Genomic DNA, 20,977 nt, shown 5'->3' on the forward strand with positions numbered 1-20,977 from the left:
ACCATGGCGAACACCAAAGGTGCCAAGCCGCAAGGCGTGACAGGGGATGGCGTAACCGGGGATAACGGAACCGAGATCGCCGTCGCCGCTCCGAAGTTGTCCCCCCGCGAGGCGGCCGTCGAGGCGCTGATGCGTCTCGCCGCCGTGCAGCCCTGGAACGACATCGAAATCGGCGACATCGCCCGCGAGGCCGGCCTGTCGCTGGCCGAGTTCCGCGACCTGTTTCCCTCCAAGGGCGCCGTGCTCGGCGGACTCTCGCGGATCATCGACCGCAAGGTGCTCGAGGGCGATTCCAGCGATCTCGCCGAGGAGCCCACGCGCGAGCGCCTGTTCGACGTGCTGATGCGCCGGCTCGACGCCATGGCGCCCTACAAGGACGCTCTGCGCCGGATCTCCTACGCGCTGCGCGGCGATCCGCTGTCTCTCGTGGCCCTGAACGGCGTCGCGCTGAACTCGCATCGCTTCATGCTGGCCGCGGCCGGCATCAACACCGAGGGGCCACTCGGCCGGCTCAAGCTGCAGGGCGTCGTCATCGCCTTCGCGCGCACCGTCGAAGTCTGGCTCGACGACGAGGACCCCGCACTGGCGCGCACCATGGCCCGGCTCGACAAGGAAATCCGCAACGGCGAGCGCTTCATGGAACGCGCCGACGATGCACGACGCCTCACCGCGCCGTTCCGTGCCATCGGCCGCTCGCTCCTCGAACGCGGCGCCCGCCAGCGCCGTGGCAAGCGGCCGGAGGACGAGGTCGACCAGCAGACGGTGTGATGCGAGACCGACGTTTTCCTCCGCGGGGAGGGATGATCCAAACGAAAAGGGCCGCCCCATCGGGCGGCCCTTTCCTGTTCTAGCTTGAGATCCGTTCAGCCGCCGATGCGGTTGGCGAGGACGGCGGAGTGGCCGTGCTGGTTGGCGATGTAGGGCAGCGCCTGGTTGGCGAATTCGCGGCCCTGGGCGTTGTCGCCGGTGCGCGAGTAGGACTCGTACAGGCCGAGGGTGCGGGCATCCGAACGGGCCTGCTGCTGGGCGAAGGTGCGGTCGAAATCGCGGCCGGTCGGGGCGTTCTTGAGACGGTCGATGCGGGCCTGGCCCTCGGGACCGATGGCGACGCGACGGCCGGGCTCGCCGGGGGTGTTGTCGATGATGCCGACGCCGCCGAGCACGCCGCCGACGATCTTCGAGGCGATGGTGGCCGAGATCGTCACCGGGGCGAGGACGACGCCGACCGGGTTGTCGAGGCGGGTGTCGAAGGGCTGGCTGTCGGAGACGACGGTGCCGCCGGCGGTCAGCGAGGTGCCCTCGGGCAGCAGAGCCTTGGTGGTGGCCTCACGCTCGACCAGCACGTGCTTGGCATAGGCGCGGACGTTGGGGTTGCGCGAGCGCTCGAGGGCGATGCGGCTCGACTCGATGCTCACGGCATCCGAACGCAGGGCGGCGGCGCGGAAGGAAGAGGTGTCGCGGGCCTCGGGGGCGTTGGCATCGAACTGGGGAGCGACGCGGATGCCGAGCGGCTCCTGGGCCAGGGCCGGGGTCGTGATCGCCGCGACGGTAAAGCCGAGGGCGGCGAGAAGCTTGGTGTTGATCATGGCGGAGGTTGTCCTCATGCGCCTTTGCAGCGCTTGGATGAGCGAACGTTTCGTCCGGCATGAACGCTTCGTTAACGAGGCTGTTCCCGCGTGGGGTGCATGGCTGTGTCGCAGCGCACCATGATTCACGTCCTTGTGACTCGGCTCAAGCGCGATCGAAACGAAGTCGAGGTGGCAGCCGAAATCTCATGCTCCCTCCTCATGCTTCGAGGCCTCCGCTGTGTGGCGGCACCTCAGGACGAGGTGGTCGAGTGGGACGCGTCCTGGCCGCTGAGCTGCTTTGCCACCATCCTATCTTTCACACGATCCCCTCATCATGAGGTACCCGCGGCCGCGGGCCTCGAAGGAGGCCTTCAGAGCCCATTGAGCGAACGAGAGGGCGCGGCCGTACTCATGCCATGATGCAACCAGGGCGAGAACCGCTCAATGCGCCTCCTCCCAATTCCCCGCCGCCCGCGCCTCCACCACGAGCGGAACCCGTAGCGTCAAGGCCGGGGCCGGGGCATCGACCATGATGCGGGTGATCACCGGCAGCGCTTTATCGACCTCGTCCTCGGGCGCCTCGAACACCAGTTCGTCGTGCACTTGAAGCAGCATGCGCACGTTGAGGCGCTCGGCCCGCAGCGCCTCCTCCATCCGGGTCATCGCCCGGCGGATGATGTCGGCGGCCGAGCCCTGGATCGGGGCGTTGATGGCCTGGCGCTCCACCGAGGCGCGCTCGTTCGGGTTGTTCGAACGGATCTGCGGATAGTGGCAGACGCGGCCGAACAGGGTAGTGACCGAGCCGGTGTCGCGGCACAGCTTCTTGGTGTCGTCGATATAGGCGCGGATGCCGGGGAAGCGCTCGAAATACTGCTTGATGAAGGCCGAGGCCTCCTCGCGGCCGATGCCGAGGCGGTCGGCCAGACCGAAGGCCGAGATGCCGTAGATGATGCCGAAATTGATGGTCTTGGCGCGCCGGCGCAGGTCCGACGTCATGTCCTTCAGCGAGACGCCGAACATGGCGCTGGCCGTGGCGGCATGGATGTCGATCCCGTCCTCGAAGGCTTGGCGCAGCTGCGGGATGTCGGCGATATGGGCGAGGATGCGCAGCTCGATCTGGCTGTAATCGGCAGAGATCAGCTTGTTGCCCTCCGCCGCCACGAAGGCGCGGCGGATGCGGCGGCCCTCCTCGGTGCGGATCGGGATGTTCTGCAGGTTTGGCTCGGAGGAAGAGAGCCGGCCGGTGGTGGTGGCCGCCAGCGAGAACGAGGTGTGGACCCGGTCGGTCTCGCGGTCCGCATGCTGCTGCAGCGAATCGGTGTAGGTCGATTTCAGCTTGGCGAGCTGGCGCCATTCCAGGATCTTCTTCGGCAGTTCGTGGCCGGCCTGGGCCAGTTCCTCGAGCAGGGTCGCGGGCGTGGCCCATTGGCCCGACGGCGTCTTCTTGGCGCCGGGCAGGCCCATCTTGCCGAACAGGATGTCGCCGATCTGCTTCGGCGAGGAGACCTGGAAGCGCTCGCCGGCATCCTCCTGGATCTCTTCCTCCAGCCGCACCAGGATCTGCGAGAAATCGCCTGAGAGCCGGCTCAGCATGTTGCGGTCGACGCGGATTCCCGCCGCCTCCATCCGCGCGATCACCGGCACGAGGGGACGTTCCAGGGTTTCGTAGACCGTGACCCGGCGCTCGGCGACGAGGCGCGGCTTCATCATCCGCCACAGGCGCAGGGTCACGTCCGCATCCTCGGCGGCGTAGGCGGTGGCCTTGTCGAGGGGGACCTTGTCGAAGGTGACCTTCGCCTTGCCGGTGCCGGCCACATCCGCGAACGTGATCGGCTGGTGGCCGAGATGGCGGCGGGCGAGTTCGTCCATGCCGTGCCCGCCCTTGCCGGCATCGAGCACGTAGGAGATCAGCATCGTGTCGTCGAAGGGCGCGATCTCGATGCCGACGGTCTGGCGCCGGAAGACGAGCCAGTCGTACTTGATGTTCTGGCCGATCTTCAGGACGCCCGGATTTTCCAGGAGCGGCTTGAGCAGCCTCAGCGCCGCGTCGATCCCGATCTGGCCGGCGACCGGCTGGAACGCGCTCGTCGCGGCCTTGGCGTCGCCGAACAGGTCGCCCTCCGCCAGTCCTTCGACCGGCGCGAGATGGGCGAGGGGGATGTAGGCCGCCCGCCCCGGCGCGACCGCCAGCGACACGCCGACGAGCTTGGCGTTGTTGGCGTCGAGGGAATCGGTCTCGGTGTCGACCGCGACGATGCCGGCCGCCTCGGCCTCGGCGATCCAGGCCTTCAGCCGCTCCTTGGTGAGGATCGTCTCGTAGCCGGTCGTGTCGATCGGGTTCGTCGCCTCCGCCGCGCGGGTGGCGACGAGGCCGGCGGGTGTCGCCTCGGACGGGCCGCGCGACTTCGGCGCACCCTCCGGCAGGTTCAGATCGGCGAAGGGATCGACCTCGCCGCCCTCCGTCGCGACCTCGAAGGGAGGCGCGTCGGTCGCGTCCGAGCCCGGCAGCAGGGCGGGGTCGGGCTTCACCGTCTCGGGGTCCACGTGCAGCATCGAGGCGATGCGGCGGGTCAGGGTGTTGAACTCCATCGCCTTGAGGAAGCCGACGAGCTTCGCGGGGTCGGGCTCCGGCAGGCGCAGATCGTCGAGGGCGACGGGGAGCGGCACGTCCTCGACCAGCGCCACCAGGCGGCGCGAGAGCTTCGCCTGATCGATGCTGGCCAGAAGCGTCTCGCGGCGCTTGGGCTGCTTGATCTCGCCCGCCCGCTCCAGCAGCGCGTCGAGGCTGCCGTATTCCTTGATCAGCGCCGCCGCCGTCTTGAGGCCGATTCCGGGCACGCCGGGTACGTTGTCGGAGGTGTCGCCGATGAGCGCCAGGGCGTCGCCGATCTGGTTCGGCTGCAGGCCTTCCCACTTCGCGATGATGGCCTCGAGATCGAGGTTGCGCTCGGGCCGGTGGCCCGGCTTGCCCTTCACCCCGGATTCGAAATCGTAGAACCGCACCAGCGGCCCTACTAGCTGCATCAGATCCTTGTCGGAGGAGACGATGATGACGCCGGCCCCCCGCGCCTCGGCCTGGCGCGAATAGGTGGCGATGAGGTCGTCGGCCTCGTAGCGCTCCAGCTCGATCGGCTGGAGGCCGAAGGCGCGCACGGCCTCGCGCATCAGCGGCATCTGGCGCTTGAGGTCGTCCGGCGCGTCAGGGCGATGGCCCTTGTAGTCGGGGAAGAGCTCCTTGCGGAACGAGCCCTCCGACTTGTCGAACACGATGGCCAGATGCGTCGGCTTGATCCCCGCCGCCCCGTCCTGAACGAATTGGGCGATCTTGGTGCAGAACAAGCGCACCGCCCCCGTGGGCAGGCCGTCCGAGGGCCGGGTGTTGTACTTCTGGTCCTGGTTGATCGACTGGAAATAGGCCCGGAAGATGAAGGACGAGCCGTCCACCAGGATGATCTGATCGCCGGGGCCGACGGGAGCGGAGGCAGTGTTCGACGTGCTGGTCATCGCGCAATCGTATCGGAGAAGGGGGGAGGCAACGTCGAGCCGGTCATGACCCGCCGGTCGATTGCATCAACTCGACTCTGCGAGCGAGCAGGAGGTTAGGGAAATCCTCCTGGACAGTCCGCCAGATCATGCCGGGTGATACGATATCGTATTCGTGGCGATAGACATTGCCTGCGTTGGCGATCTGCCGCCAGGCGATGTTCGGATGCCGTTCCCGCGTTCCTGCATCGACACGGCGGCTCGCCTCGGAAACGATCTCCAGACGGCGCGTGACGGCATAGAGGTTACGCCGGTCGGTCGAAAACTCCTCGAGGCGCAGTCCGACGACGAAATCTTGCGCCGCCTCGATGTTCTCCACGATCCCGAGAAGCGCGCGTCGGCCGCGCTCAGAAAGCATGGATGGCGTCGCGTTCCGCCGCAGGCCGAACATGCGGCCTGAGCATGTCGTTGTTGGACACATCGACGGAGATCGGGAAAAGCTCGCCGATGAAGTCGATCACGCCGACATAATCGTAAACGCTGCGGACCGTCGTCTCGTCGATTTCGATCATCACGTCGAGGTCGCTTCCGGCATGGCCTTCTCCTCGCGCGATGGAGCCGAACAGCGCCGCATGGCGGACTCCGCGCCGCTGCAACTCGCCTTCATGGGCGCGAAGGATATCGATGGCTGTCCGAGAATCCATGTGGCGACGTTAGCGCAAGACAGGCCTCTGCTGAAGAGGCTGCCGGTGACCGGGCGAGAGGAACGGCGAAGGAGAACGGGTGCCAGTGTCGCGTGCCGGAACGGCGGATTCCGGGGCCGCGTTTCAGTCTCATCCCTGACAGCCCCGGATGTTTGCCCGCATGATCTCGGTCCACCGTATCGCCTTGAGCCTCGCCCTGTCCGCCGCCCCGCTGCCGGTTCTCGCCCAGGCGCTCCAGAACCCCGGTACGGCAACGATCGAGGCGTATGTGGTCAAGGCGGCCCCGCTGGAGGCGACACCGGAGCGGATCGCGGGGCTCACACTGCCCGCAGGGTTTCGGATCGAGGCCTTCGCCCGCGATCTCGGGGCGCCCCGCGTCATCGTCGTGGCACCGGACGGGGCTCTCTACGTCAGCGACCGCGATGCCGGGACCGTGACCCGCATCGACGCGGCCGATGCGGGCAAGCGGCAGGTCGTGCTCAGGAAGGCGGACGTGCACGCTCTCGCCATCCATGACGGCGCCCTGTTCTACGTGACCGTGAAGGAGATCTTCTCGGCACCGATGAAGGCGGATGGCAGCCTCGGCCCCGAGACGAAACTGGTCTCCGACCTGCCCGATGCCGGCCAGCATCCCAACCGTACCATCGGCTTCGGGCCGGACGGCTGGCTCTATGCGAGCCTCGGTTCCACCTGCAACGAATGCGAGGAGCGCAATCCCGAGAACGCCACCATGGTCCGGATGAAGCCGGACGGGTCGGCCCGCGAGATCGTCGCCTCGGGCCTTCGCAACACCATCGGATTCGCCTGGGAGCCGGGCACCAAGGCCCTCTACGGCTGGGACGACGGCGTCGACTGGCTCGGAAACGACGAGACGCCGGAGGAGCTGAACCGGATCGAGCCGGGTAAGAAATACGGCTGGCCCTATATCTTCGGCGCCGGAATCAGGAACCTTTATCGCGAGGTTCCCAAAAGCTCCCTGGACCAATGGGACAAGGACAGCGAGCGCCCCGTCCTGACTTGGACGGCGCACGCCTCGTCGATGCAGTTCACCTTCTACGACGGCGCTCAGTTCCCGGCCGAGTACAAGGGCGACGCCTTTGTGACCATGCACGGCTCATGGAACCGCAAGCCGCCGAGCGGCTACGAGGTGCTGCGGGTGCATTTCGAGAACGGCCGGCCGACGACGATCACGCCCTTCGTCACCGGCTTCCTCACCGAGGGCGGACCGAGCGGCTGGTCGCGCTTCGCCCGTCCCTTCGGGTTGGCGGTCGCCAAGGATGGAAGCCTCTATCTCGGCGACGACCAGCACGGCATCATCTACCGGATCCGCTACCAGGGCTGACCGGTCCTCAGCTCGCGGCGCCCACCGTATCCGCCATCCGGGCATCGCGGGCTCCGAGCGGCCGGGCCCGACCGATCGTGGTGTCGGCCTCGGTCTGGTGCTCCATCTCGGCGTTGATCTCGGCGCCGACGAGAACGATGGTCGTCGAAATCCAGATCCAGGTCATGAAGCCGACGACGGCGCCGAGGGAGCCGTAGGTCTCGTTGTACTTGCCGAAATTCGAGACGTACCACGAGAATCCGAGGGATCCCGTGAGCCAGAGCAATCCGGCGATGGTGCTGCCCCAGGTCACCCAGCGCCAGCGCGGCGCATCGCGGCTCGGGCCGTAGCGATAGAGCAGCGCGAGGCCGGCGAGGACCGCGAGCAGCAGCACCGGCCAGCGCAGCAGCGAAATGTACCAGGCTTCCGCGCTGAGGCCGACCACGTTGATCACTGCCGGTACGACGACGATGCCGACGAGCGCCAGCACGATGAAGAGGAGGGCGCCTCCGGTGAAGGCGAGCGAGCGCAGGTTGAGCCAGAAGAAGTTCCGGGTCTCACGCTCCTCATAGACGATGTTCAGCGCCTGGAAGACAGCCTTCATCCCGCCATTGGCGCTCCAGATCGAGAGGGCGAGGCCGGTGAAGAAGGTGAGGCCCAACGCCGTGTCGCCCTTGGCCGCAATGCGTTTGACCTGCTCGCCGATGATGTCGAGGGCGCCCGAGGGGATCACGCCCTGGAGGTTCTGGAGGTGGTCGTTGATCGTCGCCACATCCGCCACCAGCCCGTAACAGGAAACGAGGGCGGCGATGGCGGGGAAGATCGCCAAGAGAACATAGAAGGTCACGCCGGCGGCGACCGAGACGATGTTGTTCTCGCCGATGTCGTGGAAGACGCGGAAGCCGATATCCTTCCAGCCTTTCGCCGGGATGTCGGACGGCGTGGTCGCCTGCCGTCCGCGCTCCGGTTCCGTCCTGGCGACGTGCCTGGCGTCCGCTCCTTCATGAGAGGGAGAGGGCTCGCTCGTTCGCGGCGCCGTTGCGGGCGTGCCGACCCGCGTCGGCGAGCCCTTTCTCGGCAGGACGAGGATGCCGATGAGCGCGGTGACGAGCCCGAGCGTCCAGAGCGTGGAGCCGGTCTGCTGGGGAGGCGTCACCGCCGTCGGATCTTGATGTGGCTCGGCCATCGGTCATCCATCCCCGTCGTCGGAAAGTGAATACAATTCACGTCGACAACCTTCCGGCCCACCAACGGTTTCATGAGTGTACGGAGACGGACTCTCGCCCGTCGAAAAACCTCGCCGGGACGCGCGCTCGAAGGACACTCTCGGGCCGGAGCGTGCCGTCAGGCACGGACATTCCGTCGATCTGTCGCTAGGAGGCGCCATTCGGTGCTTGCCCTCGGCCGCCGTTGCCCTCACCGTTTTTCGAGCCCCCCGAACGAGGACACGACAGCCCCGTGCCGCATGCGACCGAGCTGATTGCCATCATCGCCCTTGGCCTCGTTCTGGCCTTCGCCTGCGGGATGCTGGCCCAGCGTCTGCGTCTGCCGCCCCTGGTCGGTTATCTCCTCGCCGGCGTGCTCGTTGGCCCCTACACGCCCGGTTTCGTCGGCAACAGCGAATTGGCGAGCCAGCTCGCCGAGATCGGCGTGATCCTGCTGATGTTCGGTGTCGGGCTGCATTTTTCCATCAAGGACCTGATGGCGGTGCGGACCATCGCTCTACCGGGTGCCATCGTGCAGATCGTGGCCGCCACCGCCATGGGCGGTCTCCTCGCCCATCTCTGGGGATGGGGCATCGGCGCGGGCCTCGTCTTCGGTCTCGCCCTTTCCGTGGCGAGTACGGTGGTGCTGCTGCGCGCGCTCGAAGAGCGCCAACTCCTCGACAGCGACAAGGGCCGCATCGCGGTCGGCTGGCTCATCGTCGAGGATCTGGCGATGGTCCTCGCCCTGGTCCTGCTTCCCGCCCTCGCGCCGTCCCTCGGGGGAACCGGCGACGGCGCGGCGCATCATGTCGGCGACGGCAACATCTGGCTCACCTTGGCGCTGACGCTGGCCAAGGTCGCGGTCTTCACCCTGGTGATGCTGGTCGGCGGACGTCGCGTCGTGCCCTGGCTCCTCGATCAGGCGGCACGCACCGGTTCGCGCGAACTCTTCACCCTCGCGGTCCTCGCCTTGGCGCTCGGCATCGCCTTCGGCTCGGCGGAGCTGTTCGGGGTCTCCTTCGCCCTCGGCGCCTTCTTTGCCGGCATGGTGCTCGCCGAATCCGACCTCAGCCATCAGGCGGCTGCCGATTCGCTGCCGCTGCAGGACGCGTTCGCGGTGCTGTTCTTCGTCTCGGTCGGCATGCTGTTCGACCCCGGCATCGTTCTGCGCGAGCCGCTCTCGGTGCTCGCGGTCCTCGGCGTCATCCTGCTCGGCAAGTCGATCGCCGCCGTGGCGATCGTGCTGGCCTTCAAGCATCCCCTCGGCACCGCGCTCACCATCGCCGCGAGCCTCGCGCAGATCGGCGAGTTCTCCTTCATCCTGGTCAGTCTCGGCCTGTCGTTGAAACTGCTTCCCACGGAGGGGCGCGACCTCATCCTCGGCGGCGCGATCCTCTCCATCACCCTCAACCCATTGTTCTTCGTTCTCGCGGACCGGGCGACGCGCTACTTCGCCGAACGGCCGGCACTCGCCGCCCGGTTCGAGCGGCGCGGCGCGGCGGAGATGGCCGTGACGGAGGCCGCGAAGCCCCATCGCGGACATGCCATCGTCGTCGGCTACGGCCGTGTCGGCAGCACCATCGCCAAGGCCTTCGCCACCTGGGACCTGCCCTATCTGGTGGTCGACCGTGACCGCCGCCGCGTCCTCGACCTGCGCAAGGACGGCATCGAGGCGGTGTTCGGCGACGCCACGGCGCCAGGTATCCTCGAGGCCGCCGATATCGGTCAGGCGAAGCTCATCGTGATCGCGTCGCCCGAGGCGCATACCGCGCGCCGCCTCGTCGAGCTCGCCCGCGAGGCCAATCCCGGCATCGACACCCTGGTGCGCACCCACAACGACGGCGAGCGCCATTACTTCGAAGAGCAGGGCGTCGGTCTCGTCCTGATGGCGGAGCGTGAACTCGCCTTCGGCATGACCCTCTACGCCCTGCGCAGCCTCGGGCTGAAGGAGGGCGAAGCGCGCATCTTCGTCGACAGCACCCGCGTCGAGAGCCGCTCGGCTCCCGTGGAGGCCGAGATCGACCACGGCGCGCCGGAGTTACGGCCGCACAAGTCGGAAGTGGTGGAGAGTTAGAGCATCGTCCCGAACAGCGAGAGCCGGTTTTCGGAAGAGATGATGCACAATCGAGGTGCTCTGGAAGAAGCGCACGAAGGGCGTTGCCCTAAGCCGCCAACTCCCGCGCGAGCGCATCCACTCGCCTGAGGTCGTCGACAAAGGCCGCATAGGCCTCCTCCTTCGCCTCGTCGGGCAGGCGCAGGAGATAGGACGGGTGCACGGTGATGAAGCCCTCATACGTCTTGCCGAACGAGGCCGGGCCGCGTGCCCGCGTGATCGGGATCGCCTTGCCGGTCAGGGCGAGGACGGCGGTCGCTCCCAACGCCACGACGAGCTTCGGGGCGACGAAATCCAGTTCGCGGTCGAGCCACCAGCGGTAATGGCTCACCTCGCCGGCGGTGGGCTTCTGGTGGATGCGGCGCTTGCCGCGCTCCTCGAACTTGAAATGCTTGACCGCATTGGTGAGGTAGGCATCGCCCCGCACGAGCCCGGCATCGGCCATGGCGCGGGACAGGAGTTGCCCGGCCGGACCGACGAAGGGCCGCCCCTGGCGGTCTTCCTGATCGCCCGGCTGTTCGCCGACGAAGGCGATGGCGGCACCCGCAGGTCCGTCGCCGAGGACGGCTTGCGTCGCACCCGGCACGAGCGGCTCCGAGCGCCGGATGATGGCGTTGAGTTCCTCCAGTGAAGCCGGGTCCTGATCGGACATCGCCGCGACGGCCTTGGCGGGGTTTCGCTTCGTCGGCATCTGCGGCTCCCTCTCGATCATCGCCTCGGTGCGCGCCGCCGCCGCGCGGACCAGACCGGGGATCGCCGCGGTCTCGGGCATGTTGCGCCAGTATTTCTTCGGCATTTCCGCCCGCATGGCGGCGAGGTTGGTGCGGGCGGGGTTGAACGTGCTCTCGTAATAATCGCGCCAGCCGGCCTCGAACCCGTCCGCCTCGGGCACGTCCTCGCGACGGCCGGGCGGGCCGAAGGTCAGGGTGTCGCCATCCCAATGCGCGGACCCGTCCGGCGACAGGATCGACCAGTTCAGGGACCGGAAACGCGAGACGAAGAAGGCGCTCGCCGCCGTGAGGATGTGATGGTCCGGCTCGAACCAGGCGACGAAACGCTCGGTGCCCTCGACCTCGGTCCGCCGGAAGCGCAGGAAGGCGTGCATCTTGTGCAGGTCGCGGGCGATGGCCTTGCGCATCCGGTCGAGGCGATGGACCAGCGGGTCGCTTCCCACCTCCAGCAATCCGCGCTCGCCATGGGTGATGCGCCAGATCAGGGTGTAGAGCAGGGCGTAGCGCTCGGGGTCGCGATGCGGAACCACCATGCCGACGAGGTCGGCCACGGCGCGGGGCAGGCGTAGAGGCGCGTCGAGGAGGGGTTCGGGCGCGGGGGCCTCTCCGAACAGGCCGGGGGCCTGCCCGATGGACCAGACCACGTGATCCGGAGGCGCCGATGCGGCGGAGAGCCGGCGCACGGCGGCGCGGAACCCGTCGAGATCGGCGCCCTCGCGGAGAGAAATGGCGAGCGGGGAGCCCGTCGCTCCCGCCCGCTCCACGGCCGGTCCACCCTGAGAAGCAGGAGGGAAGAGCGTCGGCGTCTCGTCCATCAGAACAAGCTCAATTGCCGCGCCGGCTCTGCGAGTTTGGCGCGCAGATCGAGACGATCCGTACCGCCCGGGCCGGGATGGTAATCGGCGGCGATGAGGAAGGGGCGAGCGCGTTTGAGGCCGGAGGTGAGGCGGGCGACGTCGTCGAGGCGCAGCCGCGTATGGCGGCGTGCCTTGACGATCTTGTCGACGGCCCGAGCCCCGAGCCCCGGCACGCGCAACAGCATTTCACGGTCGGCGGCATTCACGTCCACCGGAAATCGGCCCCGGTGCTTGAGCGCCCAGGCGAGCTTCGGGTCGATGTCGAGGGAGAACATGCCCTCCTCGGCGGCATCGGCCACGTCGTCGGCGGAGAAATCGTAGTACCGGATCAGCCAATCGGCCTGATAGAGCCGGTGCTCGCGCTGAAGCGGCGGGGATTTCAGCGGCAGAATGGTGGAACCGTCGGGGATCGGGCTGAAGGCCGAGTAATAGACCCGCTTCAGGTTGAACGAGCCGTAGAGGAGCGCGCTCTTGCGGATCAGGGCCTCGTCGGTGGTGGTGTCGGCGCCGACGATGACCTGGGTCGACTGGCCGGCGGGCGAGAACCTGCGCTTCTCGGCCTTGGCCTCGGCGATCCGGGCACCGATCTGCTTCATCGCCTTCTGGATGACGGGCCCGTTCTTCTCCGGTGCCAGACGATGCAGGCTGGCATCGGTGGGGAGTTCGAGGTTGATCGAGAGCCGGTCGGCATAGAGGCCCGCCTCCTCCACCAGCCAAGGGCTCGCCTCGGGGATCGACTTGAGGTGGATGTAGCCGCGAAAGCCGTGGTCGCGCCGCAGGGATTTCGCCACCCGCGTCAGCAGTTCCATCGTGTGGTCGGGCGATTTGATGATGCCCGACGAGAGGAACAGGCCCTCGATGTAATTGCGCTTGTAGAACTCCACCGTGAGGGTCACGACCTCTTCCACGCTGAACTTCGCGCGGACGACGTTGGAGGAACGCCGGTTGACGCAATAGGCGCAGTCGAACAGGCAGTAATTGGTCAGCAGGATCTTCAGGAGCGAGATGCAGCGACCGTCCGGCGTATAGGCGTGGCAGATGCCGGCCCCGGTGGTCGAGCCGAGTTCGCCCTTGCCGGCCACGCGTTTGGGCGCGCCCGAGGACGAGCAGGACGCATCGTATTTGGCGGCATCGGCGAGGATGCGCAGCTTCTTCGCAAGGGTCTCGTCCATGACAGAGACATGCGCGCCGTTCGTGTTTCGTTCAAGTTTTTGTCGCGGCTGGATGGAAATGTCGCACCGGTTCGAGGCTCATGCGCCGCCGGCGAAACCTTCGTCCGGATCCGCATCGACGATGGTCTTCGCCAACCCATAGGAGAATCCGGCGCGCGCCATTGAGGCCAGATCCTTGTCGCGGTGGGCGGCGCGGATGTCGGGGCGCCGGAATGGGCCGAGCCGGCGGCGTTTGGCGTAGGCGCGCGCCGCCGCCTCCTCGGCATTCGTGCCCTCTTCCTCGGCCTCGTCGCGTTCGGTCTCGAGGGTCTCGGCGATCAGCATCCGGTCGACGCCCTTGGCGGCGAGCTTGGCCGAAAGGCCGCGGGCGGAGGCGCCTCGTCGGCGCAGGGTCGCCGCCCGCGCGGCGGTGAAGCGGGCATCGTCCACGAGGCCGGACGAGCGGGCGCGCTCCACGATGGCTGCGATCGTCTCGGCGAAGGCGGCGGGTTCTTCGTCCCGGAGCCGGCACCGTTTGGCGACGCGGCGCTCCAATGTCTGGCGCAGCATCGCCACCGAAGCGCTGTAGCGCTCCAGGTATTGCAGGGCGACGCGTTCCAGATACGCTGCGGTGACCGGCGGCGCGGGCTTTGCTTCCGAACTCTTGCCTCCAGCCTTGGCTTCGGAGCGGGACGCAGGACGCCGCCCTGCAACGATTCGAGCGCTCATCGGTTCATCACGCTTCGGACAGGTTTCAGGATCATGAGGCGCATCGTCTCGACCGCGAACCGGTTTCCCGTCTTACCCCGAGAGGACGCATGCATGTCATGCCGGCATTCCTCCTGAAGCGCGAGTGGCTCCTCGTCGCCCTCGGTCTCGGCTTCGCCGTGCTCGCGGCGGCCGTGGTCTACCTGTCGCGCCCGACGACGCTCATCGTGGCGGTCGGACCCCGCGACGGGGCCGAGGCGCAACTGCTGGAAACCTACGCCCAGGCCCTGCACCGGGCGAGGGAGGACGTGCGGCTGAACGTCGTCACCTATGACGACGTCCGCGACAGTGCCGCCGCGCTCCAGGCCGGCCGCGCCGATCTCGCCGTGGTCCGGCCCGACGTGTTCCTGCCCGATAACGGCCTGACCCTGGCGCTGCTCCACGAGGAGACGTTGCTGATCGCGACGCCGGAGGCGAGCGGGATCGAGAGCTTCCCCGATCTCGCGAAGAAGCGCCTCGGCATCGTCGAGCGTCACGCGGCCGACAGGCCGTTCGTCACCAACCTCCTCACCTTCTACGATTTCACCGCGGCGCCGGCGCCCGAGCCCGGCCAGACTTTGGCGGCGAGCCACGTCGCCCTGGTGCCGCTCAAGCCCGGCGAGGTCACCGCCGCCCTGCAGGCCGGGACCGTGGACGCGGTCGCCGTCATCGCGGCACCGACCTCCAAGGCCGCGATCTCGACGATCCGGGCGGTGGAGGTGGCGTCGGCGGAGAAGAAGATCACCATCGTCTCGGTGCCAGACGGCGACGCGATCGTCCAGCGGATGCCGGAACTGCAATCGGCGACGATTCCCGCCGGTACGTTCGGCGGCCGGCCCAAGCGCCCCGACGAGGACGTGAAGACGGTGGGGGCCTCCTACCGGCTGATGGCGCGGGGTGCCGTGAGCCGCTACTCCGTCGCCTCCGTCACGCAGCACCTGTTCGAATGGCGCTCGAAACTTGCGCCGAACGCGCCCATCGCCAACCTGATGAAGGCGCCGGATTTCGAGACCTCGGTCGCCGCCACAAGCGCTCGCCTGCCCAACCATCCCGGCGCGGTCGATTATTTCGAGCGCGAGCAGCAGACGCTGTTCGAGCGTTACGAGGATTACGTCTACCTGCTCGCCTTCTTCGGCGGCACGATCGGTTCGGGCATCGCCTGGCTCGGCCAGCGCCTCGCCCGCCAGCGTCGCGAGCGCGTGGACGTGGTCCTCGACCGGTTGCTCGACATCCTCAGGGACATCCGCTCGGCGACCACCAGGGAACAGCTCGACGGCCTCGTACGCGAGACCGACGACCTCGTCACCGACGTCGTCCGCCATGCCCGCGAGCGCAACGTCGATACCCGCGCGATGAACGCCCTGATCCTCGCCATCGACGCCGTGCACGGCGCCATCGCCGACGCCCGACGCGCCCTCGGCACGGCGGCCGATCCCGAGCGCAGGCCGCTGCGGACGCGCTCGGCCCGTCTCCTCAGGTTGGACCGCCCCGCGGCGGAATAGGCCGGGTTCCTACTGCCTGACCTTGTCGACCATCGCCTCGACGATGTTGCTGAAATCGTCGCTCCACGGGCGACGGCTCATGTCCGGCTCGATCCGCGTCCACTCGCCCGATCGGGCGAGAGTCCCGAGATCCGTCTCGTCACGGGCCATGGCGACGACGATGGACGCCTGATGGAAGCGCTGTTCGTCGATCCTGTCGAAACGCCGTCCGTCGCGGACGAAGGTGACGAGCCCCTGCTCGGCGGCGGCGCGGGCGAGGATGTGGCGCAGTTCGAGGTGCCGGTTCGAGATATGGACGACGAGGGCCCCGCCGGGCGCGAGCTTCGAGGTGTAGAGCGCCAGCGCCTCGCGCGTCATCAGGTGGCTCGGGATCGAGTCGGACGAGAAGGCGTCGACCACGATCAGGCTTTTCCCGCCGGGCTCGTCGGTCAGGGTCAGGCGCGCGTCGCCGAGCACGATCCGCGCATCGGGGGCGCAGGCCGCCAGGAATCGGAACAGCGACGGGTCGCGGGCGATGCGCACGACTTCCGGGTCGATCTCGAGGAAGGTCCAGTCCTCGGCGTGTCCGGCATGGCAGGCGAGGCTGCCCGCGCCGAGCCCGACCACCGCCACCGTATCGAGATGGCCGCCCCTGCGCGACCGGACCGCCTCGATCGCGCGGCCCATGCCTCCATCCCTGGTGTAGTAGGTCACCGGTTCGGGCCGTCCCGTGAACGGGGTGCCGTCATCGTTGGCGATCCGCATCGCGCCATGCAGCGTGGTGCCGTGGCTGAGGGTGCGGAAGTGGCCGTCCGCCGAGAGCGCGAGCTTGTGGACTCCGAAGAACGAGCGGACCGACGCACCGGAGGTCAGAGCCCCGCTCACGGTGGCGGTGAAGAGGGCGAGGCCCATCGCCAGCAGCGCCACGTTCTGCGGCTTGCGCCAGAACGCGATCATCGCCCCCATCAGGCAGAGGGCGCTGACGATGAGCCAAGAGCGCGGCAGGATCGTCAGATTGATGAGCAGAGCGAGGCCGATCAGCCCCGCCAAAGTGGCGAGCGAGCGCGTGTTCTCGCGCCAGAAAGCGGGGGACGTGAGGGAGAAATCCGGCCGGCAGAACAGGGCCGCCACGAGAAGGATCGGGTATTCGAGGACGGTGGAGAAGATCTGCGGCGCGAGGAGCCCGCAGAAGATGCCGCCGAGCACGCCCCCGACGGACAGGCAGAGATAGAATTCCGTCAGCCGCTCCGCGTCCGGGCGATGCCGGTAGAGCGCGCCATGGCAGATCATGGCGTTGACGAAGAACAATCCGAGATGGAGCGTCAATCCGAGACCGAGCGGAAGCGCGCCCGCCATCGGGAGGAGTGCCAGCGACGAGCCGACGACCTGGAGCCCGGCGAGGACGGTCTGGGACGGGACCATCCGCTCGCGGAAGGCGAGGACGAAGGTCAGGAGGAACAGGGCGAGCGGCGCCACCCAGAGCAGGGGCGCGGCCGCGACGTCGGTGGAGATGTGTGCCGTCACCGAGACGAGCAGGCCCGAGGGCACGAGGGAGAGCGCGATCCACCCGATCCGCTGGCGCCAGACGTCGCGCGCGGAGAGCGATGCCACCGTGCCGCCGGCCACGATCCGGGACCGGGGAGCGGCATTGCGCGCGGCCGCGGCGGCGCAGAGCGCGATCAGCCCCGCGAGCGCTGCGAAGCCCAGCATCCAGAGCCGGCTCTGGTCGCGCAGGGGAAGGAGCGGCTCGATGGCGAGCGGATATGCGATCAGGGCCGCGAAGGAGCCGATATTCGACGCCCCGTAGAGGAAATACGGGTCGCGCGCATGGGGGTGGGTCGAGCGCGAGAACCAGGCCTGAAGGAGCGGCCCGTTGGCCGACAATGCGAAGAACGGCAGGCCGACCGAGACGAGAAAGAGCCCGAGCAGCCAGAACGCCTCGCCATCGGCGGGCGGCTTGCCCCAGCCCGCGGCCAGTTCGATCGGCAACGCCGCCAGGGCGCAGCCCATGACGGCGAGATGGAGCGGGGCGGCGATGCGCAGCGGCAGGTAGCGGGCGAGCGCATGGGCATAGGCGTAACCGGCCAGCAGCAGGGCCTGGAAGAACACCATCGCCACCGACCAGACCGAGGGCGAACCGCCCAGGACCGGCAGCACCATCTTGGTGAACATCGGCTGGACGCCGAAGAGCAGCAGGGCGGAGAGGAAGATCGTGGCGACGAACAGCGCGAGGAAGGCCGCGACCCGGGACGACCGGCTGAAACTGGAATGCCCGGCCCCGTCCGCTACCATCGCCATCGGTCGAGCCCGTCCCGTTATGTCCCCTTCGACGTAACGGCAGTACGGTTAAATCTTGGTTGCGCCTTGCCGATCGCGCCGGACCGGCCGCGTCAATAATGCGGCGGCGGAGGCTCCGGGGCGCCGGTGCCGGACCGCGTGCCGGCTTCCTCGACCTGTTCCACCAGCTTGGCCAGGTGCCGCGTCAGGGCGTCGATCTGGCGCCATTGCGCGGTGATCGTGGCGTTGAGGTCGTCGATCACCACGTCCTGCTCGGTGAGGCGCATCTCCAGGGCGTCGATGCGGGAGGAGAGCGCCTCGGATTCTGTCAGGTCCGGTTCCGTCATGGACATGCGCCCCTCATCTCAGGATTTCGGGATCGTGGTCCGGCCGCTCGACGAGGCCGGGTCCGAGGGCGATGCGGTGATCGAAGACGAAACAGTCGCCGCGCCAGCGGCTCTCGGCCTCGGGCACCGTCTCGAGATAGCGCAGGATGCCGCCCTCCAGGTGGTGGACCGTTTCGAACCCCCTGGCGCGCATGTAGGCCCCGGCCTTCTCGCAGCGGATGCCGCCGGTGCAGAACATCGCCACGGCCGGATGCTCGGCGGGGTCGAGACCGTCGACATAGGCACGGAAATCCGAGAAGCGCGACAGGTGCGGGTCGGTGGCGCCCTCGAACGTGCCGAGATTGACCTCGAACGCGTTGCGGGTGTCGAGGAGGAGCAGGCCCGGCGTGTCGAGGAGGGTGTTCCACGCCTCCGGCGCCACCGGAATGCCGGCCTCGCCCGCATCGGTGACCCCCTTGTCGAATGTGACGATCTCGCGCTTCACCCGCACCTTGAGATGGCCGAACGGCGCGTCGTCCGCCGTCGACAGCTTGACGTCGAGGGCCTTCAGGCGGTCGCCGAAGAGCGGGCCGTCGCGCATCTCCGACAGCAGCGTGGCGATGCCGGCCTGGCTCCCCGCGATGGTGCCGTTGATCCCCTCCCGCGCGAGCAGGAGCGTACCGAGAATGTCGAGCTCGGCGCAGCGTCGCTCCAGGGCGTCGCGAAGGTCGGCGGCGTCGGGCAGGGGGACGAAGCGGTAGAGGGCGGCGACGGTGTAGGGCATCGGCGGCAGGGTCTATCAGCCGTGGGCTTCAGGGGGAACCGTTCGTCGGCGCGGCCTCGATCCGACGCAGGACGAAGGTGGTGCCGACTTCCGGCTCGCGCCGCCAATGGTTCTCTCCCGCCGGCACCAGGCCGACCACGTGCCCGCGCCGGGCGACGAGGGTGAGCCGGCCCGGCGCGCCCTGCCAGGAAGCCGGATCGAACGTCGTCAACCCGCTGTCGCGACAGCCGTCGAGGACGCGCACGGGGGAAGCGCCGCCCTCCGCCGGCTTCAGTTCGAGGCGGCAGACATCCTGCTCGCGGTAACGGTCGAGGGCGTAGGTGCCGGCCGTCGGGCGCTCGCCGGTGCCGGACGTCTCCGTGCCGGGCGCGGCCGCCTTCGCCGGGTCGTCGCGTCCGAGCTGGAACGCGGAATCGCGCCCGTCCGGCCCCGGCGGGGGCGGGGGCGCCATCGCCACGATCTGCAGCGGGACGAGGCTGTAGACCTCACCGTTCTCGGCCCGCGCCATCAGGCTGCGCTTGTCGTCGCGAATCTTGAACATCAGGATCGGCCGGACGTTCTTGTCCACCAGACGGACCGCGCCATCCACGAACAGCCAGGCCGCGACCTCGTTGAGGATCGGCAGGGCGCGGCGGCATCCGGCGGGAAACGACAGACGCCGCCCGCTATCGAAACTCTGGACCGCGAGGGTCATGACGCAGCGCCGGGTGCTGCCGTCCCGCGACAGGTCCCAGGTGCCCGGAACGCCTTCGATGGTCTGCGGCAGGGTTTCGACGAAAGCGGCCGGCGGGCTTGCCGCGGCGGGTGTCTCGGACATGCCGGGCGTGGCGGGGACCTCCGGCACCGCCGGAGCGGGAGGCGCTTCCGGGACGGCCGGCGAAGCGGGCGTCGTCTGAGGAGCGCCTTGAGGCGCCCCTTGAGCCATTCCCTGGGCAGTGGCCGGGCCGGCCATCAGCGCGAACGCCGTCAGGCCGACGAGAAAGCGCGAGCGGGACGCCATCTGGCGGATCATCGCGCGGCCTCGGTGCCATGCCCGCCGAAGGGCGTTTCCGGCACCGGCGTCAGCGGCCCCTTGCCGGAGAACCAGGACAGCAGGTTGTCGACCACGAGGCGGCCCATGACTTCGCGGGTATGGACGGAGCCGGAGCCCACATGCGGCAGCAGGACGACGCGTTCGAGGCCGAGGAACGCCTCCGGCACCCGAGGTTCGGTGGCGAAGACGTCGAGCCCCGCGCCATGGATCGTGCCCGATCGCAGGGCTTCGATCAGCGCGGGCTCGTCGATGAGGCTGCCGCGGGCGACGTTGACGACGATGCCCTGTGGGCCGAGCGCCTCGAAGACGTCGGCGTTCACGATCCCGTTCGTCCCCGGCCCGCCGGGTGCCACGACGATGAGGACGTCCACCGCCTGCGCCATCCCCAGCAGGGTCGGATGGAAGCCGTAGGCCACGTCCTCCTGTCGGCGGCGGCCATGATAGGAGAGGGTCACGCCGAAGCCCTCGAGACGCTGGGCGATGGCCCGCCCGATCCGCCCCAGCCCGAGGATGCCGACATGGCGGCCGCGCAGGGTCGCGGTGAGCGGGTAGGTTCGCGTCGGCCAGTGCCCGGCGCGGAGGTATCGGTCCGCTTGGGGGATCTCGCGCACCGTCGCCAGCAGCAATCCGAGGGCGAGGTCGGCGACCTCGTCGGAGAGCACGTCGGGCGTGTTGGTGACGACGACGCCCCGCTTCGCTGCCGCCGTCACGTCGATCGTGTCGTAGCCGACGCCGAAGCTCGCGACGATCTCGAGATGGGGCAGCCGTTCGATCAGCGTGCCGTCGACGGGCGCCTGTGCGCCGGTCGCCATGGCGCGGATGCGCGGGCCGATCTCGCGATAGAACGCGTCGAGATCTGGCGCCGTATCGGCGCGGTGGAGGGTGAAGGCGGCGGCGAGCGCCTCCATCACGCTCGGCTGCATCGGCTTCAGGAGCAACAGGTCGGCAGGCTGCATGTCGCGCTCGGTATCCGTCGCCGGGACTGGCCCGTGGGAACACACGGCTTTAATCCGCGCCCCAGGCAGGGTCCAGCTTCGGAAACGTCACGCGGCGGCCGAGCTCGCCATGCGGCGCGGGGGCGGCAGTCATGACCCCGATGCGCTCCGTGCGCCCGCCTACTTCCAAGCGGGCCATTCGAACACTACTAAAGAGGAGCGGGAACGAAACCGCTCGCCCACAAGCCCGTCACCGACGAG

The 20,977-nt window shown here is 68.4% G+C and carries 17 protein-coding genes; 4 read left to right on the forward strand and 13 right to left on the reverse strand.

The annotated features are described in order from the left end of the window. Window positions 1-3: 3 nt before the first annotated feature. Window positions 4-768 (forward strand): TetR/AcrR family transcriptional regulator, encoded by a 765-nt coding sequence (locus tag A3OK_RS0119550; protein WP_196805454.1) that lies wholly within the window; start codon window positions 4-6, stop codon window positions 766-768. Between the two features lie 95 nt (window positions 769-863). On the opposite strand, the gene A3OK_RS0119555 is transcribed toward A3OK_RS0119550, so the two are convergent. From A3OK_RS0119555 to A3OK_RS0119570, 4 genes are all read right to left on the reverse strand, one after another. After that, window positions 864-1,586, reverse strand: coding sequence for a DUF4142 domain-containing protein (locus tag A3OK_RS0119555; RefSeq protein ID WP_019906590.1), 723 nt, complete (start codon window positions 1,584-1,586; stop codon window positions 864-866). Window positions 1,587-2,009: 423 nt separating this feature from the next. After that, window positions 2,010-5,072, reverse strand: a complete 3,063-nt coding sequence (gene polA / locus A3OK_RS0119560; RefSeq protein WP_019906591.1) for a DNA polymerase I — start codon at window positions 5,070-5,072, stop codon at window positions 2,010-2,012. Window positions 5,073-5,115: 43 nt separating this feature from the next. Then, window positions 5,116-5,469: a HepT-like ribonuclease domain-containing protein gene (locus tag A3OK_RS0119565; RefSeq protein ID WP_019906592.1), complete on the reverse strand. Its 354-nt coding sequence runs from the start codon at window positions 5,467-5,469 to the stop codon at window positions 5,116-5,118. Beyond that, entirely contained in the window at window positions 5,459-5,755 is a 297-nt protein-coding gene (locus tag A3OK_RS0119570; RefSeq protein ID WP_019906593.1) for a nucleotidyltransferase, read from the reverse strand. Before A3OK_RS0119570 ends, A3OK_RS0119565 begins: the two co-directional genes overlap by 11 nt. Before the next feature lie 160 nt (window positions 5,756-5,915). Here A3OK_RS0119570 and A3OK_RS0119575 point away from each other — a divergent pair, with 160 nt between their 5' ends. Then, window positions 5,916-7,097, forward strand: a complete 1,182-nt coding sequence (locus A3OK_RS0119575; RefSeq protein ID WP_026597446.1) for a PQQ-dependent sugar dehydrogenase — start codon at window positions 5,916-5,918, stop codon at window positions 7,095-7,097. Window positions 7,098-7,104: 7 nt separating this feature from the next. Here the strand turns inward: A3OK_RS0119575 and A3OK_RS0119580 are convergent, their stop codons facing one another. Further along, entirely contained in the window at window positions 7,105-8,262 is a 1,158-nt protein-coding gene (locus A3OK_RS0119580) for a YihY/virulence factor BrkB family protein (RefSeq protein WP_019906595.1), read from the reverse strand. A gap of 272 nt (window positions 8,263-8,534) precedes the next feature. On the opposite strand from A3OK_RS0119580, the gene ybaL reads away from it, so the two are divergent. Next, window positions 8,535-10,355 carry a YbaL family putative K(+) efflux transporter gene (gene ybaL, locus A3OK_RS0119585; protein WP_019906596.1) on the forward strand — a complete coding sequence of 607 codons (1,821 nt, stop codon included), beginning with the start codon at window positions 8,535-8,537 and terminating at the stop codon, window positions 10,353-10,355. 88 nt (window positions 10,356-10,443) lie between these two features. Here ybaL and A3OK_RS0119590 read toward each other — a convergent pair whose 3' ends face one another. The 3 genes from A3OK_RS0119590 to A3OK_RS0119600 form a co-directional block, all read right to left on the reverse strand. After that, entirely contained in the window at window positions 10,444-11,940 is a 1,497-nt protein-coding gene (locus A3OK_RS0119590) for a UdgX family uracil-DNA binding protein (RefSeq protein WP_019906597.1), read from the reverse strand. Continuing rightward, entirely contained in the window at window positions 11,940-13,154 is a 1,215-nt protein-coding gene (locus A3OK_RS0119595) for a putative DNA modification/repair radical SAM protein (RefSeq protein ID WP_019906598.1), read from the reverse strand. Before A3OK_RS0119595 ends, A3OK_RS0119590 begins: the two co-directional genes overlap by 1 nt. Before the next feature lie 78 nt (window positions 13,155-13,232). Further along, window positions 13,233-13,862 carry a RecX family transcriptional regulator gene (locus tag A3OK_RS0119600; RefSeq protein WP_019906599.1) on the reverse strand — a complete coding sequence of 210 codons (630 nt, stop codon included), beginning with the start codon at window positions 13,860-13,862 and terminating at the stop codon, window positions 13,233-13,235. A gap of 89 nt (window positions 13,863-13,951) precedes the next feature. On the opposite strand from A3OK_RS0119600, the gene A3OK_RS0119605 reads away from it, so the two are divergent. Beyond that, window positions 13,952-15,382 carry a TAXI family TRAP transporter solute-binding subunit gene (locus A3OK_RS0119605; protein ID WP_019906600.1) on the forward strand — a complete coding sequence of 477 codons (1,431 nt, stop codon included), beginning with the start codon at window positions 13,952-13,954 and terminating at the stop codon, window positions 15,380-15,382. A gap of 9 nt (window positions 15,383-15,391) precedes the next feature. Here A3OK_RS0119605 and A3OK_RS0119610 read toward each other — a convergent pair whose 3' ends face one another. The 5 genes from A3OK_RS0119610 to A3OK_RS0119630 all read right to left on the reverse strand — a co-directional run bounded on the left by A3OK_RS0119610 (window position 15,392) and on the right by A3OK_RS0119630 (window position 20,737). Further along, on the reverse strand, window positions 15,392-17,659 hold the full coding sequence (locus A3OK_RS0119610; RefSeq protein ID WP_019906601.1) for a fused MFS/spermidine synthase: 2,268 nt from the start codon (window positions 17,657-17,659) through the stop codon (window positions 15,392-15,394). A gap of 92 nt (window positions 17,660-17,751) precedes the next feature. After that, complete coding sequence (locus A3OK_RS0119615; RefSeq protein ID WP_019906602.1) at window positions 17,752-17,991, reverse strand: SlyX family protein; 240 nt, start codon at window positions 17,989-17,991, stop codon at window positions 17,752-17,754. A 7-nt stretch (window positions 17,992-17,998) separates the two neighbouring features. Then, window positions 17,999-18,748, reverse strand: coding sequence for a rhodanese-like domain-containing protein (locus A3OK_RS23115; protein ID WP_019906603.1), 750 nt, complete (start codon window positions 18,746-18,748; stop codon window positions 17,999-18,001). Window positions 18,749-18,776: 28 nt separating this feature from the next. Next, window positions 18,777-19,760, reverse strand: coding sequence for an AprI/Inh family metalloprotease inhibitor (locus A3OK_RS0119625; protein ID WP_019906604.1), 984 nt, complete (start codon window positions 19,758-19,760; stop codon window positions 18,777-18,779). Beyond that, window positions 19,757-20,737 (reverse strand): 2-hydroxyacid dehydrogenase, encoded by a 981-nt coding sequence (locus A3OK_RS0119630; RefSeq protein ID WP_019906605.1) that lies wholly within the window; start codon window positions 20,735-20,737, stop codon window positions 19,757-19,759. The genes A3OK_RS0119625 and A3OK_RS0119630 overlap by 4 nt, the downstream gene beginning before the upstream one ends. Window positions 20,738-20,977 lie beyond the last annotated feature (240 nt).

The sequence above is a fragment of the Methylobacterium sp. 77 genome (assembly GCF_000372825.1).
Lineage (GTDB): Bacteria > Pseudomonadota > Alphaproteobacteria > Rhizobiales > Beijerinckiaceae > Methylobacterium.